The sequence below is a fragment of the Micromonospora sp. CNZ296 genome, from assembly GCF_007827635.1.
This window is the reverse complement of the sequence record NZ_VISW01000022.1, coordinates 1-14227: the sequence shown is the minus strand read 5'-3', so window position 1 is coordinate 14227 and position 14227 is coordinate 1. Positions and strand designations below refer to the sequence as shown.

Annotated in this window: 14 protein-coding genes and 1 pseudogene; 4 read left to right on the top strand and 11 right to left on the bottom strand. The window is 71.5% G+C overall.

The window, feature by feature from the left end; translation table 11 throughout:
• Positions 1-58: 58 nt before the first annotated feature.
• Positions 59-1015, bottom strand: coding sequence for a sulfotransferase family protein (locus tag FB455_RS28285; protein ID WP_083791300.1), 957 nt, complete (start codon positions 1013-1015; stop codon positions 59-61).
• Between FB455_RS28285 and FB455_RS34925 the strand changes: the two are divergent.
• Positions 1014-1718 (top strand): annotated as a pseudogene (locus FB455_RS34925) (nucleoside/nucleotide kinase family protein); the annotation flags it as partial. The gene FB455_RS28285 and the pseudogene FB455_RS34925 sit on opposite strands and share 2 nt — an antisense overlap.
• A 27-nt stretch (positions 1719-1745) precedes the next feature.
• Positions 1746-2126 (top strand): YybH family protein, encoded by a 381-nt coding sequence (locus FB455_RS34920; protein ID WP_486481606.1) that lies wholly within the window; start codon positions 1746-1748, stop codon positions 2124-2126.
• A gap of 48 nt (positions 2127-2174) precedes the next feature.
• Here the strand turns inward: FB455_RS34920 and FB455_RS28275 are convergent, their stop codons facing one another.
• The 4 genes from FB455_RS28275 to FB455_RS28260 form a co-directional block, all read right to left on the bottom strand.
• Complete coding sequence (locus FB455_RS28275) at positions 2175-3293, bottom strand: IS630 family transposase (RefSeq protein ID WP_486481605.1); 1119 nt, start codon at positions 3291-3293, stop codon at positions 2175-2177.
• 86 nt (positions 3294-3379) lie between these two features.
• The gene (locus FB455_RS28270) at positions 3380-4291 is read right to left on the bottom strand and encodes an aminoglycoside phosphotransferase family protein (RefSeq protein ID WP_123109953.1); all 912 of its coding nucleotides are present in this window, start codon (positions 4289-4291) and stop codon (positions 3380-3382) included.
• Complete coding sequence (locus FB455_RS28265) at positions 4288-4476, bottom strand: DUF397 domain-containing protein (protein WP_145755365.1); 189 nt, start codon at positions 4474-4476, stop codon at positions 4288-4290. Before FB455_RS28265 ends, FB455_RS28270 begins: the two co-directional genes overlap by 4 nt.
• Positions 4467-5267 (bottom strand): helix-turn-helix domain-containing protein, encoded by an 801-nt coding sequence (locus tag FB455_RS28260; protein ID WP_013283738.1) that lies wholly within the window; start codon positions 5265-5267, stop codon positions 4467-4469. The genes FB455_RS28265 and FB455_RS28260 overlap by 10 nt, the downstream gene beginning before the upstream one ends.
• A gap of 157 nt (positions 5268-5424) precedes the next feature.
• Here FB455_RS28260 and FB455_RS28255 point away from each other — a divergent pair, with 157 nt between their 5' ends.
• Positions 5425-5694, top strand: coding sequence for a hypothetical protein (locus tag FB455_RS28255; protein ID WP_013283737.1), 270 nt, complete (start codon positions 5425-5427; stop codon positions 5692-5694).
• Positions 5691-6038, top strand: coding sequence for a hypothetical protein (locus FB455_RS28250; RefSeq protein WP_013283736.1), 348 nt, complete (start codon positions 5691-5693; stop codon positions 6036-6038). The genes FB455_RS28255 and FB455_RS28250 overlap by 4 nt, the downstream gene beginning before the upstream one ends.
• A gap of 47 nt (positions 6039-6085) precedes the next feature.
• Here the strand turns inward: FB455_RS28250 and FB455_RS28245 are convergent, their stop codons facing one another.
• From FB455_RS28245 to FB455_RS28220, 6 genes are all read right to left on the bottom strand, one after another.
• Positions 6086-7399 (bottom strand): ABC transporter ATP-binding protein, encoded by a 1314-nt coding sequence (locus FB455_RS28245; protein WP_145755364.1) that lies wholly within the window; start codon positions 7397-7399, stop codon positions 6086-6088.
• Positions 7400-7556: 157 nt separating this feature from the next.
• Positions 7557-9740 (bottom strand): bifunctional glycosyltransferase/CDP-glycerol:glycerophosphate glycerophosphotransferase, encoded by a 2184-nt coding sequence (locus FB455_RS28240; protein ID WP_013283734.1) that lies wholly within the window; start codon positions 9738-9740, stop codon positions 7557-7559.
• Positions 9741-9756: 16 nt separating this feature from the next.
• Positions 9757-11658 carry a DUF5941 domain-containing protein gene (locus tag FB455_RS28235; protein WP_071097008.1) on the bottom strand — a complete coding sequence of 634 codons (1902 nt, stop codon included), beginning with the start codon at positions 11656-11658 and terminating at the stop codon, positions 9757-9759.
• Positions 11655-12398 (bottom strand): ABC transporter ATP-binding protein, encoded by a 744-nt coding sequence (locus FB455_RS28230; RefSeq protein WP_013283732.1) that lies wholly within the window; start codon positions 12396-12398, stop codon positions 11655-11657. The genes FB455_RS28235 and FB455_RS28230 overlap by 4 nt, the downstream gene beginning before the upstream one ends.
• The gene (locus FB455_RS28225) at positions 12399-13226 is read right to left on the bottom strand and encodes an ABC transporter permease (RefSeq protein WP_013473754.1); all 828 of its coding nucleotides are present in this window, start codon (positions 13224-13226) and stop codon (positions 12399-12401) included.
• Between the two features lie 65 nt (positions 13227-13291).
• Positions 13292-14227: L-serine ammonia-lyase (locus FB455_RS28220; RefSeq protein WP_145755363.1), on the bottom strand; the 936-nt coding region annotated here is incomplete at its 5' end.

Here is a 14227-nt window from a genome sequence, read left to right as displayed (position 1 = left end):
GTCACCTCCGAGATCTTCGGGCCCTACTGTCCCGGCTCCTGCTGAGGTCGCTCGGCCGTCACTCGTATCCCATCGCGGGGATGATCTCGCCCAGTTCCCGCTCGACGTACGCGCGGGTGTCGGCGTCGAACTGGTCGTCGCGGTGCGCGAGCTTGTCCGCCTGGAACGTCGACGCGGTGACGGCGTCCTCGACGCCGAGCCGTTCGAACAGGGCCCGCCGCTGCCCGGGCCAGTCGGCCGCCAGGTCCTCCGCCTTCACCTCGACGTATCGCCGGCTCGTCAGGTCGGCCGCGTTCCTCCAGGCCAGCCACCTGTCGTAGACCGGCAGCAGGTAGGCCAGCGCACCGTCGACCGTGGACGGAGCCCACGGCTGGGCCAGGTGGGAGGCGAGCACCGAGATCGGGTGACGCTTGATGTGCACGATCGTCGCCTCGGGCACCAGTTCCCAGAGGAAGTCCAGGTAGAAGAGGTTGAACGGCGTCTTCTCGCACCAGGTCGGCTTGCCCGCGTCGGCCGCCGCCCCGCCGAACAGGGTGTCGACCAGGCCCCGCAGGACGCCGATCAGTTCGCTCCGGTCACGGAAGTACCTCGGGACGACCCGCCGTCGGCTGGCCGGCCCGAACGGCCCGGCGGGCCGGTCGCCGTCGCCGAAGCCCTCCGCGGGCGCGGGCTCCTCGAAGGCGTGCGCGATCACCTGCGGCCAGAGCCGGTGTACGGCGTCCCGATAGCGCCGCTCGCCGACCAGCTCGGGCACGGTCTTGCCACGGTCGTCACGCCGGCCGGGCGCGCGTACGGTGAGGAAGTCGCTCAGCCGGTGCAGGGCGTCCTCACCGACGATGGGGTCGTACCGGTCGGTGAGCGCGTCGGCCAGATCCCGCAGGCCGCCCGGTTCGACGAGGAACTTGGTCTCCATGGGGATCCGGTGGATCAGCGGATGCTGGCCGATGACGTCGGCGATCCGCGACGTGCCCGAACGGCCCGTGCCCGCGACGAAGACCGGTGAGGGGGACGGCATGGACGGCAGTCAAACTCCCGGCCCGGCGCAGGGGCAATCCAATTATCCCCGCCGCGATCAGCTGATCGCCCTCCTGGCCGACGCGGTCGGGTCCGTCACAGTGGCGCACCCGACGCGGGTCGCCGTCGACGGGCCGCCCGCCGCCGGAAAGACCACGCTCGCCGACGAGCTGGCCGCCGTCCTGCGCGCCCGCGGCCGGTACGTCATCCGGGCGACAGTCGACGACTTCCTCTTCCCCCGGGAGCGGCGCTATCGACGGGGTGAGTTCTCGGCGCAGGGCTGCTACGTCGACACCCACGACCACGGGACGCTGAAGCGGGTGCTGCTCGATCCGCTCGGCCCGGGCGGCGATCGACGCTTCCGGCGCACGGCCTACGACCACGCCACCGACGCGGTGCTGTCCCCGCCGCTCACCACCGCTCCCGCCAACGCCGTGCTGGTGTTCGACGGCGTCTTCCTCCTGCGCCCGGAACTGCTCGACCGGTGGGAGCTGCGGGTGCTCGTGTCGGCCGCGCTGGACCGTACCGTGGAGCGTGCGGTGGTCCGGGAGAGCCCGGTGTCGTCCCGGGCCGACGTCGAACGGCGCTGGCGGGAGCGTTACCTGCCCGCCCAGCGGCTCTACTTCGCCACGGCCCGCCCGGCCGAGCACGCCCACGTCGTCGTGCACAACGACGATCCCCGGCAGCCGATCTGGGAGACCCGGACACACCCGGATGGCAGGCTGGCGACCATGGACAGGAATCGGGTGGCCGCCTGGATCGCGGCGTACGAGCAGGCGTGGCGCACACCGGGAACGGCGGCGCTCGGCACGATGTTCACGGCCGACGCGAGCTACCGGCAGGGGCCGTACCGGGATCCGGTCGTCGGCCTGCCCGCCATCACCCGCATGTGGGACAGCGAGCGCGACGGACCCGACGAGGTCTTCGAGATGACATCGGAGATCGTTGCGGTCGACGGCGACACCGCTGTGGCACGGGTGCAGGTCCGGTACGGCGACCCCGTCCACCAGGAGTGGCGCGATCTCTGGATCATGCGGTTCGCCGAGGACGGCCGGTGCCTGTCGTTCGAGGAGTGGCCGTTCGCGCCGGAGAAGCGGGCCGCCGCCGGGTGAGAGACGGGCCGTCTAGTGCCTTGACCACGAAGGTTTGGGGTGTTGGGGTCAGGCTGCGCGGGTGGCGGGTTGGCCCCAGCGTCGTTGGCGTTCGCTGCGGATGCGGGCGCGTTCTCGGCGTTGAGCGGCCAGGACGTCGGGGTGGCGGGCGTTGGCGTTGCGCCAGCGAAGGTAGGTCTGCAGCCGCCGGGTCAGCGCCGGGTGGTTGGGGTGGTTGGAGCCGGCGATGACGAAGGTGCGCAGCGGCCCGAACTGGGCCTCGATGGGGTTGGCCCAGGAGGCGTAGGTCGGGGTGAAGCAGAGCTCGACCTTGTTGCGGGCCGCCCATGCCCGGATCTTGCGGCCCTTGTGCGCGGACAGGTTGTCCAGGATGACGTAGATCGGTGCCCCGTCCGGGCGAGCGGCGCGGATCGACTTGAGTGCGGCCAGGGTGTTCGCGGCGCTCTTGCGGCGCCGGACGACGCCCCAAAGCTGGTCGTCGCCGACGCAGTAGCAGCCGTGGAACTGCCGGACGCCGTGCAGCTTGTGGTAGTTCGCGGGCAGCCGGCGCGGATGACCGGTGGGTGCCCACCCGGCGCCGGCCTGGGGGCGGATCACGAGGGGTCCGAACTCGTCGAACGCGAACACCCGCTGCGGGAACTGGCTGGTGACGTATTCGATCCGGGCGAGTTTGGTGTCCCGGTGCGGGTCGGTGGACTCCTTCCACGTCTTGGTCCGCTGGAAGGTGATCCGGTGCTGGTGCAGGATCTGCCGCAGCCGTTCCCGCCCGATCCGGACCCGGCGGGTGGCATGCAGGCGCAGGTGGTCGGCGAGCTTGCGGATGCTCCACCGGGTGAACGGCCGCCCCAGCTTCTCGGGGCGGGTGTTGGCCGTCTCGACGATGAAGTGTTCCTCGTCAGGATTAATCTGGCGGGGACGGCCACCCGCCCACTGAGGGTCCAGGCTGGCCATTCCCATCTCGTTGAACCGGTGGATGACCTGCCGGATCGTGTCCTCGTCGGCTTGAACCAGCCGGGCGATCGCCGGCACTGTGTTCCCGCCGGCCGAGGCGAGCACGACCATCGCCCGTCGCAGTCGGATCGGGGAACCGGTTCCCCGGCGGGTAATTCTGAGCAGCTGCTGACCTTCCTGATCACTCAGCCGCCGCACACGTACAAGATCTGCCACCGCCACAGCCTGACCGGCACAACGCCGCCCGGCCGACAGGCCACACGGCGTGTCAACCAACACCGTGAACGTTCGTGGTCACGGCACTAGTCGGCGCATATCTCCCCGAGAACGCGTTGCGCCTCGGCCGATTCCTCCGCGTCCTCGGGGTCGTCGACGGTGCGGGAGTAGGTGGACAGCGTCTTCCAGAGCGCCCAGCCACGTCCGCGCGCCCAGGTCGCGTCGTCCACCGACAGTCGCTCGCGGAATGCCGCCCGGCCCTCGACGCTCAGCAACGTCCAGGCGATCGCCAGGTCGCAGGCCGGGTCACCGACGCCGCATGTCCCGAAGTCGATGACGGCCGCCAGCCGGCCGTGCGCGAGCAGCAGGTTTCCCGAGGCGATGTCGCCGTGGAACCAGCGATCCACCCCGTCCCAGCGGGCACCGACCGCCCGCGCCCAGATCTCGCGTACCAGCGCGGCATCGACGCGGCCGTCCAGCGCCAGGAGCGCATGCTCGACCTTCTTGTCGTACGTGCGCAGCGTGCCGCCCCGGAACCAGTTGTGGACGCCCGGCTGCGGACCACCGGCGGCGTCGACGTCCTGCAGGGCCGAGAGGAATCCGGCCAGGTCGAGCGCGAACCGCACCGGGTCGGCGATCCGGTCCACGGCCGCGGTCTCGCCGTCGAGCCAGCGGTAGATCGACCACGGATACGGGTAGCCCGCACCCGGCTCGCCCTTCGCCAGCGGTGCAGGGATGGGCAGTGGCAGCCGATCGGCGAGGGCCGGGAGCCACAGGTGTTCCTTGTCGACGGCCAGGGCGTACTCGGCAGCGCTGGGCAGGCGCACCAGCAGCTCGGGGCCGAGGTGGAAGGTCCAGTTGTCCCAGCCGCCCTTGGCGACCGGTTCGATCCGGAGGTCGGCCAGGTGCGGGAACTGGTCGGCTACCAGGCGACGCACCTGCTCCACGCCGACGGCGGTGCGCCGTGGCGGGGGACCGAGATCCGGTACGTCACTCACGCCCGTTTGGTGTACGCGACGAACGCCGCCCAGCTCGACGGCGTGAACGTCAGCGCCGGCCCCTGCCGGTCCTTGCTGTCCCGCACCCCCACCACACCGGGCAGGTTGTCCGCCACCTCGACGCAGTTGCCGCCGTTACCGCTGCTGCGGGTGCTCTTGCGCCAGGTCGCGCCGGTCAACTCCATCGCTTCGCCGCCTCCGTGATCGCCGCCAGAGTCGCCCCGTGCGGCATCGCCTCCGCGCGAATGGACTCCCACGTCTGCCGCAGTGAGTTCACGTCCACCGTGCGCTCCACGATTGTGCCGTGCAACGGGTTATCCAGATAGCCCAGATCGTCGCCGTCCGCCGGGGTCGCGAGCACGAAAGCACCGTTGAGCCCGGGATAGGCACCGACCGTCTCCGGCACCAGGTGCAGGTGCACCCGGGGCCGCCGTGCCATCTCGATCAGGTGCTCCAACTGCTCCCGCATCACCTTCGGCCCGCCGACCGGGCGAGCCAGCGCCGCGTGGTCGAGCACCACCACGAACTGCGGCGGCGTGGGGCCGTCCAGCACCGCCTGCCGGGCCAGCCGGGCCGCCACCTGCTGTTCGACCGCCTCGCCGACGAACTGCGCGGCCCCTTCGTAGAGCGCTCGGGCGTACCCCTCGGTCTGCAGCAATCCGGGCACCACGAGTGGCTCGTAACTGCGTAACGCCGTCGCCTCCTGCTCGATGCTCACCCACTCGCGGAACCACGGCATCAGCGCCTCCTGCATCAGCGCGTCCCGGATCCGCACCAGCAGGCCGCCGCCGTTCAGCACCTCGTCGCAGCGCTCGGTGAACTCGGCGCGCGGCGCCCGGCGGCACTGCTCGACGGCCGCCACCAGCGACGCCGAATAGCTCACCCGCTCGCCCAGCGCCTCCTGGGTCAGCCCGGCATCGGTACGTAACCGGCGCAGCTCACCGGCGAACAGTTCCCACAACGGCACACGGATCATCTGCACACCTCTGCACACGGCTGCACACGGAAATCGGCCGGTCGGACGGCCAGGAAGGTGGGGGTGGAACGCCTTCCGACCCTAGCGGCGCGGTGATGAGACTGTCACGCAGTGGAGCCGAATTCGTCCGGTTCCCGCTACCGAGAGGAGTTGCGCCGTGCGACTGCGCTGGTTCCGCTGCCGGGGTGCGTCGGCACCGACACTGCCCCACCGGGTACGGGGCGACAACCTGCCGGAGTGGATGCGGCAGCCGACGCGTCCACTGCCGACGATGGGCCCGGGCCGGGTCGGCAACCTCACCCCGGCCCAGCAGTGGCGGGCGAACGGCGGTCGCTGGTCCGTACCGGAGCAGCGCGGGAACGGCGGCGGCCATCGGTCCGCTCCGGAAAGGCGCCCGGGAGACGGCCACCACGAGGAGCGCCGGTGATCAGCCACCAGCTCGGGCAGCCGCCGGACGGGCCCAGGCCGGATCGCCCCCGGCCGTACCCGTTGCACGCCACCCCGCACACGCCGCTGCGTCCGATGTGGTGTTGCCGGGCCTGCGGCCAGCCGTGGCCGTGCCCGATGGCCCGCCTGCTGCTGCGCAGCGAGTACGAGGACAACCGGATCGGGTTGTCCATCTACCTGTGCGGGCTGCTGTACGAGGCCACGCGCGACCTCTACCGGCTGAACCCGAACGACGCGCCGGCCCCGGCCGACATGTTCGCCCGCTTCGTCGGCTGGGGCCCGTACCGCCGTCACCGGCCCGTCCCTCCGGGCGGCGACTGTTAATAAGGGGCCCTTCCTCTACCGGAGGCGTTAATAGGGTGCCCCTCCTTTCACCGCCAGCCGACGTCGATGCGGTCGCCTCGCTCGTCGAAGAAGTGCAGCGCGTCCATCCGCACCTGCACGGCGAGCGGGTGCCCGGGCGACACCTGCGGGTACGGCGCGAGCCGTACCGCCAGTTCCGCCGGACGACGGTGGTGGCGGCCCGGGTCGGGCAGCACGCTCGTGCGGTTGCCACCGCCCCCGCCCGCCTCCGTGGCCGGGGCGGACGACTCCGCCGCGCGGCCGGTGAGCCGCTGCATCACCTGGTTGAACCGGCGCAGGCCGCGCTGGCCCGGTGCGGCCTGCTCGACCGGCGTGCCCATCTCGTCGACGACGATCGCGGTGGCGCCGATGTCGAGGAACGCGAGCGACTCGTGACCGTGGTGCTCCAGGTAGCGGATACGCCCGTGCAGCACGTCACCGGCGGTGTCCGGGGCGACCGGGGTGAGCGCCTCGGCGCGCATGCCGACCACGATCCGCTCACCGTGGTAGTGCGCCACCGCACGGCTGCGGATGTCGTCCCAGGGCAGGTAGAGCGACTGCTCGCCGAGGTTCAGCGCGACGTACCGGTCGAGGTGGACGTAGACCGACGCCTCCAGCAGGTTCATCCGGGGGCTGCCCAGGAACGCGGCGACGTAGAGCGTCGCGGGACGGCCGTACACCTGGGTGGGGGTGCCCACGTCCTGGAGCACGCCCTTGCGCATGATGGCGACGCGGTCGGCCATGGTGAGCGCCTCGGCCTGGTCGTGGGTGACGTAGATGGTGGTGACGCCCAGCTCGCGGGTGAGGCCGGAGATCTCCGCCCGCAGCTCGGCGCGCAACCCGCTGTCCAGGTTGGAAAGTGGCTCGTCCATGAGGAACAGGCCGGGCCGGCGCACTATCGCCCGCCCCATGGCGACCCGCTGCCGCTGGCCACCGGAGAGCTGGCTGGGCTTGCGCCCGAGCACGTCGCCGATGCCGAGCGCGCTCGCCACGTCCTGGATCCGCTCACCGCGCGGGCCGGGCTCGACGCCGCTCAGGCGCAGCGGGAAGCCGATGTTGTCGCCGACCGTCATGTGCGGATAGAGCGCGAAGTCCTGGAAGACCATGGCGATCTTCCGGTCCCGCGGTGGCAGGTCGTTCGCCAGCTCACCACCGAGCATGATGGCGCCGGAGGACGGATCCTCCAGTCCGGCCACCATGCGCAGCACTGTCGATTTCCCGCAGCCCGACGGGCCGAGCAGCACCATGAACTCGCCGTCGTTGACGTCCAGATTGATGGTGTCGACCGCGACTGTTCCGTCCGGGAACACCTTGGTGACATCCTTGAGCGCGACGGTCGCCACCGCCACCTCCCCAGCTACTCGCCCCAAACCCGGGAATGACTGTGACCAGGATCATCTGATTCGCACATCGGGTAAACGTGCCATGTTCAGCTCGTGACAGTCCTATTAACCGGTATTCGCCGGGCTCCGCAGTTAAGTGACCTGCCGGTAACCACTTTTACGGCGTTTCGCCGAGGAACACGCGGCGCACCACGCGCTCGGCGGCGTGCCCGTCGTCGAGCGCGCAGAACCGCGACCGGAACGCCGTCCGGGCCCGCTCGGCCGCCTCGTCGTCGACCGCGCCGGAACGGAACACGTCGAGCAGGCCGGGGAAGTCCAGCGCGACGGGCCCCGGCGGCTCGGCCAGGAGGTCGAAGTAGACGCCCCGGGCGACCCGGTAGGCGTCCCAGTCCGGCGCGTAGACCACTATCGGCCGGTCCAGCACCGCGTAGTCGAACATCGCCGAGGAATAGTCGGTGACCAGCACGTCCGCCGCCAGGTAGAGGTCCTCCACCCGGTCGTACGCGCTCACGTCCAGCACGCCGTCCGCGGCCGGTCCCCGGGGGTGCCGCTCCCGGTCGTGGAAGTAGTGGCTGCGCATCAGCAGCCGGCCCCGGGGCCCGAGCACGTCGAGCATCCGGTCCGGGTCGAACGGCGGCCGCCACCCGGGCAGGTGCTCGCGGTGCGTCGGCGCGTAGAGCACCACGTACTCGTCGGGTGCGATGCCCAGCGCGGCGCGGACCTGGCCGCGGTCCTCGGCGGTGGCCAGCGCCAGCCGGTCGTTGCGCGGGTAGCCGACCTCAAGCGTGGTGTAGTCCGCCGGGTACGCCCGCTCCCACATCTGCGTGGAGAAGCTGTTCGAGGTGATGCTGTAGTCCCAGCGGTCGACGCGGCGCAGCAGGCCGGCGAAGTTCATCCCCATCGCGCCCACCGGGTAGCGCTGCTGGTCCAGGCCCATCACCTTCACGGGCGTGCCGTGGTGGGTCTGCACGTGCACCGAGCCGGGGCGCTTGCGGACGAAGTCCGGGAAGTTGACGTTGTTGACGAGCCAGCGGGCGCGGGCCAGCACGCGGTGGTACTCGCGGCTGCCGGCCACCACGTACTCGACACCTGGTGGCAACGTGGCCACCCGGTCGCGGCGGACGATCCACACGCCGCGCACCTGCGGGGCGAGCCGTCGGGCCGCCTCGTAGATCGCCGCCGGATTGCACGAGTAGCCCCGGTACCAGTAGGCCGCGTACACGGCGAGCGTCGGGTCGATCGGCCGGTGCAGCTCGGCCCGGTAGTACTCGCCCAGTGCCAGGTCACGGGCCCGCCGGGCGGTACGCCGCACCACCGGCGTCACTCGCCGCCGCGCCCGCCGCGCGGTACGCCGGGCCGTCTCCCCCGCCTGGTGCGCCTCGCGCAACGCGCTGAACGTCCGCCAGCGCCCGGCCGCCACCAGCCGGTGCTTGAGCCCTTCCGGGCCGGGCGGGACCGGGTAGCCCTCGGGCGGCAGGAACCGCACGTAGTCGGCGTGCATCTGGGCGAAGAACGGTGCCCGCAGCTCGGGCGCGATCCGGGCGCCGTTGCCGAGCACCGTCAGGTAGTGCCAGATCATCCGCTCGAAGACGGCCGGTCGCAGCCCGGTCACGTGCCAGCGGTCCATCAGCCCGAACACGCGGTGCCACTGGGCGAAGACCTCGAAGTGCCGGTCCCCCCGGGTCTTCGTGATCGCGCCGGTGCGGCGCTGCCGGTAGTTCAGGCAGATCCGGTCGAGTACGCCGATCCGCCCGGCCGCCATCAGCGCCGGATAGCTGAACGAGACGTCCTCGTACCAGCCCGGCTCGAAACGCAGCCCGCGTTCGAGCAGGAACTCCCGGCGCACCACCCGGTTCCACGCGGTGTGCAGCAGCTTCAGCGTCTCCGGCCGGTCCCGCAGCGTGAACGTCGTGGCGCCGGGCGGGTCGGGGAACACGTCACGCATCGCGCTGCGGGTGCCGATGTTGTTCCAGTGCGCCCGGACGTGATCGACGATCAGCACGTCCGGCGCGGTGTCGCGGAGCCGGTCCGCGACGTGCGGCAGGCAGCCGGGCACCAGCCAGTCGTCCCCGTCGACGAACCACACGTACTCGCCGACGGCCCGGTCCAGCCCGATGTTGCGGGCCGGACCGAGCCCGACGTTCTCGGCGAGGCGTACCGGGCGGACCCGGGGGTCGCGCAGCGCATACTCGGCCAGGATCTCGCCGCTGTCGTCCGGCGAGGCGTCGTCGACACCGATCACCTCGATGTCGCCGAACGGCTGGCCGAGGATCGAGTCGAGACATTCCCGCAGGTAGCCCTGCACCTTGAAGGCCGGCACGACGAAGCTGATCAAGGTCACCCCGGCCCGCCCTCCGTCAGCCCGGCGAGCGCACACCCCCACGGGCGCGGGCCGGCAGGACCACCCAGGCGAGGACCACGCTCGCGACAAAAACCACGAGAAGGTACGCACCGATTGTAGCTAGAGCGATACTCGCATATCCGGCGATCAGCCCGATTGCCAGCAGCAGCGAACGCCCCGGCCAGCCCAGCGTGGCCGCGTGCAGCGGCGGCGCCGACTGCCGCTTCTCCAGCCGCGCGGTCAGGTCGTAGTGCAGCAGCGTAAGCACCAGGACGTACCCGAAGATCAGCCACGCCGGCGCCCGGCCCGCCACCCCGACCGCGATGGCGAACAGGTACTCGGCGGCCCGCAACGCGGCCGGCACCAGCCAGTCCAGCGACCCGTCGTGCGGCGCCCGCGACGCCTGGGCGGCCCCCAGCAGCAGCACCAGCGCGAGCACCGGCACGAAGACCGGCAGGTCCCCGCCGCCGTGCACCGCGAGCAGCGCCCACACCAGCGTCCCCGCCGCGCCGAGCGCGCCGAGCACCGCCAGCAGCAGCGGCCGTCGCGCGGTCGGCAGCGTGCGCACCAGCAGGCCGTCGTCACGGTGCAGACCCGCGTCCACAGTGGTCAGCACCGGCACCCGCATCCACCGCGCCCGCAAGGTCCGCAACCCCCCGGTGTACGCGAACGCCAGCGTCCCCCAGACCAGCACCGCGACCAGCGCCACCAGCGGCCCGAACAGCGCGGCGGCGATCGCGATCAGCGCCCACCGCTCACCGATCGGGAACACCACTGTGCGCTTCAGCCAGTACGACACCGAGCCCGTGTCCGCCTGCACCCGCGTCGACGCGGCGTTCAGCTTCCCGCCGATGCCGCCCGCGTCCGCGGTCACCACCTTCGGCCGCCGGGCTGCCTCGTCGTGCAACGCGCCGTACCACGTGTCCGTCATGTGCCGCACGGTCTGCAACGTCATCGCGGCGAGCGCCAGCGCCCAGCCGTACCGGAACCCGGCGTGCGTGGCGCCGAAGCCGAGACCGGCGTAGACCACGTACTCCTTGAACCGGTCGGCCATCGTGTCCAGCCAGCCGCCCCAGGCGCTGAAGTGCCGGGTGTAGCGGGCGAGCTGCCCGTCCACGCAGTCGAGCACGAAACCCAGGTAGAGCAGGACCGCGCCGGCCACCAGCGCGGGCCGTCCACCGGCGCCGAACAGCACCGCCGCGGCCACCGCGAACGCCACCGAGACCATGGTGACCCCGGTCGGGCCGATCCCGATACGGGCCGCCGCCTTCGTGACGTACGGGGACCAGGTGCTGACGAAGAACGTGGTGAAGAAGTCGTCCCGCTCCTTCACCGACAGCTTCAACTCGGCGCGGTCCTCGTCGACGGCGGCCACCGCCGACTCGGCCGCCACCCGCTGCGCCTCGTCGCCGACCCGGTGCGCCACGAGCAGACGTACCCGATGGGCGAAGATCAGCGTGCCGCGGGCGGCGAGGTCGGCCACGAGCCGGTCCACCGCGTCCAGCGGCCCACCGCCTGCGGCGCGGCGGGCGGCCTCGGCGAGCGCCGGCAGGTCCGCCGCGCCCACCCGCAGCGCGCCGCCGAACACGCCGCTCGCCTCGGCGGCGCCGACCTCGACCACCTGCCCGCGCTCCTCACGCACAGTGGCCTGCCCGGGAGCGGGCGGATCGGTGAGCACCAGCGCCACCGTCGGCCCCACCGGGCTGGTCGCGAGATGCTTGAGTACGGCGGTGTGCGCCACCAGGTCAGCGCCGCTGACCAGCACCGGGCCGGACGCGGCGGCCACCAGATCGGCCAGCTCGGTCAGGTCGGCGGCGATGCGCACGTCGTCCGCCCCGGCCCGCCGCCACTGCGCGGCCAGCCGTTCGGTGAGGTGGCCCGCCGCCGGGTCGGCGGCGAGCACGATCGCGAGCGTCACCGCTTCGCCGCGTCGGCGTAGGCGGCCAGCGCCTCGTCAATCGTCCCGTCGACGATCAGCCGTCCGGCGTCGAGGTAGAGCCCCCGACGGCAGAACCGGGTGAGGTCCTTGTCGTTGTGTGACACCAGCACCAGCGTGCGCCCTTCCGCGAGAAGTCGCTCGATGGTCGCATAGCACTTCGCACGGAACTCCGCGTCCCCGACCGCTGTCACCTCGTCCACAAGCAGCACCGGGTGCGGCAGGTGCGCGATCACCGCGAAACCCAGCCGCACCTTCATCCCCGACGAGTAGTGCCGCACCGACGTGTCGATGGCGCGTTCCACCTGCTCACCGGCGAACGAGACGATCTCGTCGAAGTGCTCCCGCAGGTACGCCGACGAGAGGCCGTGCAGCCCGCCCACCAGGTAGAGGTTCTCCCGGCCGGTCAGGTCGCCGGAGAACCCGGCGGACAGTTCGAGCAGCGGCGCCACCCGGCCGTGCACGCGGATCGAGCCCTCGTCCGGGATGAGCACGCCGGCGATCAGCCGCAGCAGTGTGCTCTTGCCGGTGCCGTTGCGGCCCACCACGCCCACCGTCTCGCCCGGCTCGACCCGGAACGACAGGTCACGCAACGGCCAGAACCGGCCCGCGTCCGGGTCGCGGGCACCCCGGTGCACGATCAGCTCCCGCAGCCGCAGCTGACGGCGCCGGTTGCGGACGAACCGGATGCCGAGCCCGTCCGCCTCGATGATCGGGGCCATTCAGAGTTCCTTCAGCACTGCCGGTTCGAGGCGGTGGAACGCCCACCAGCCGAGCGCCAGCACCAGCACACTGCCGGTCACCGTGATCGTGAGCAGCCGGGCATCAGGGAACTCGTCCGGATACCAGACCGCGTGGTGCAGCTGGAAGATCCCGACCAGCGGGTTCAGCTCGTACCCGATCTTGAGCCAGCCCGGCATGCCCGACTCCCGCACCAGGTCGAGCGGGTAGATGATCGGCGTCGCGTAGAACAGCAGCCGGATGACCAGCCGCATCGTGCGTTCGATGTCGCGCATCAGCACGTTGCCCGCCGACAGCAGCAGCGCCAGGCCCACCAGCAGCACGAACTGCACCGCCACCGCCAGCGGCAGCGCGAGCAGGCTCCAGCCGGGGCGGATCTTCCCCTGGCTCGCGTAGATCGCCGCGACGGCGGCCAGGATCGGCAACCCGGCCAGGTACTCGGCGAACCGTCCGGCGACCCGCCCGATCGGGAAGATCGGCCGGGGCAGGTTCATCGTGGTGATCAGCCGGGACTGCCCGGTGAGCGCGTTAGCGGCCTCGGTCAGCGCCGAACTCGCCCACATCCAGGCGAAGATCCCGGTGATCAGGAACAGCGGGTACGACCCGGCCGCCTCGCCGAGGTGCCGCCGGGTCGCGCCGGAATAGAGCACGCCGAAGACGAACCAGTAGATCAGGCCCATGCCGAGCGGCTCGATCAACGACCAGAAGTAGCCCAGCACCGACTGCTGGTACTTCACCGCGAGATCCCGGCGGACCAGGATGCGCAGCGAGGTGCGGGCGGACCAGAGCGCCGCGACGCCTGACGTCACAGCGTCATGGTCGCGCTTTTCCGTGCCGGCGCGATGGCCGACAGCGCCGGGTCACCCCAACGGAGTCAGCACTCGATCACGTTGACGGCGAGCCCGCCCCGCGCGGTCTCCTTGTACTTGACCTTCATGTCCGCGCCGGTCTCCCGCATGGTCTTGATGACCTTGTCCAGCGACACGTGGTGCACCCCGTCGCCGCGCAACGCCAGCCGGGCCGCGGTGATCGCCTTGATGCTCGCCACCGCGTTGCGCTCGATGCACGGGATCTGCACCAGGCCGCCCACCGGATCGCAGGTCAGCCCCAGGTTGTGCTCCATGCCGATCTCGGCGGCGTTCTCCACCTGCTCCGGCGTACCGCCGAGCGCCTCGGCCAGCCCGGCCGCCGCCATCGAGCACGCCGAACCCACCTCACCCTGGCAGCCCACCTCGGCCCCGGAGATCGACGCGTTCTCCTTGAACAACACACCGATCGCGCCCGCCGCCAGCAGGAACCGGACCACGCCCTCCTCGGAGGCACCCGGCACGAACCGGGTGTAGTAGTGCAGCACAGCCGGGATGATCCCGGCGGCACCATTAGTCGGCGCGGTGACCACCCGCCCGCCGGCCGCGTTCTCCTCGTTGACCGCCAGCGCGAACAACGTCACCCAGTCCATCGCGCGCAGCGGATCCTGGCTGCCGGTCTCCGCCTCCAGGCTGCGCCGCATCTCGGCCGCGCGCCGCCGGACCTTCAACCCACCCGGGAGTACGCCGTCACGGGTGCAGCCGTTCTCCACGCACTCGCGCATCACCCGCCAGATCTCCAGCAGCCCGGCGCGCACGTCCGCCTCGCTACGCCAGGACACCTCGTTGGCGAGCATCACCTCACTGATCGACAGCCCGGTCTCCGAGGTGACGGTCAGCAGCTCCGCGCCGGTCAGGAACGGGTGCCGTACCCGGGTGCTGTCCGCCTTGATCCGGTCCGCCCCGGCCGCCGCCTCGTCCACCACGAACCCGCCACCGACCGA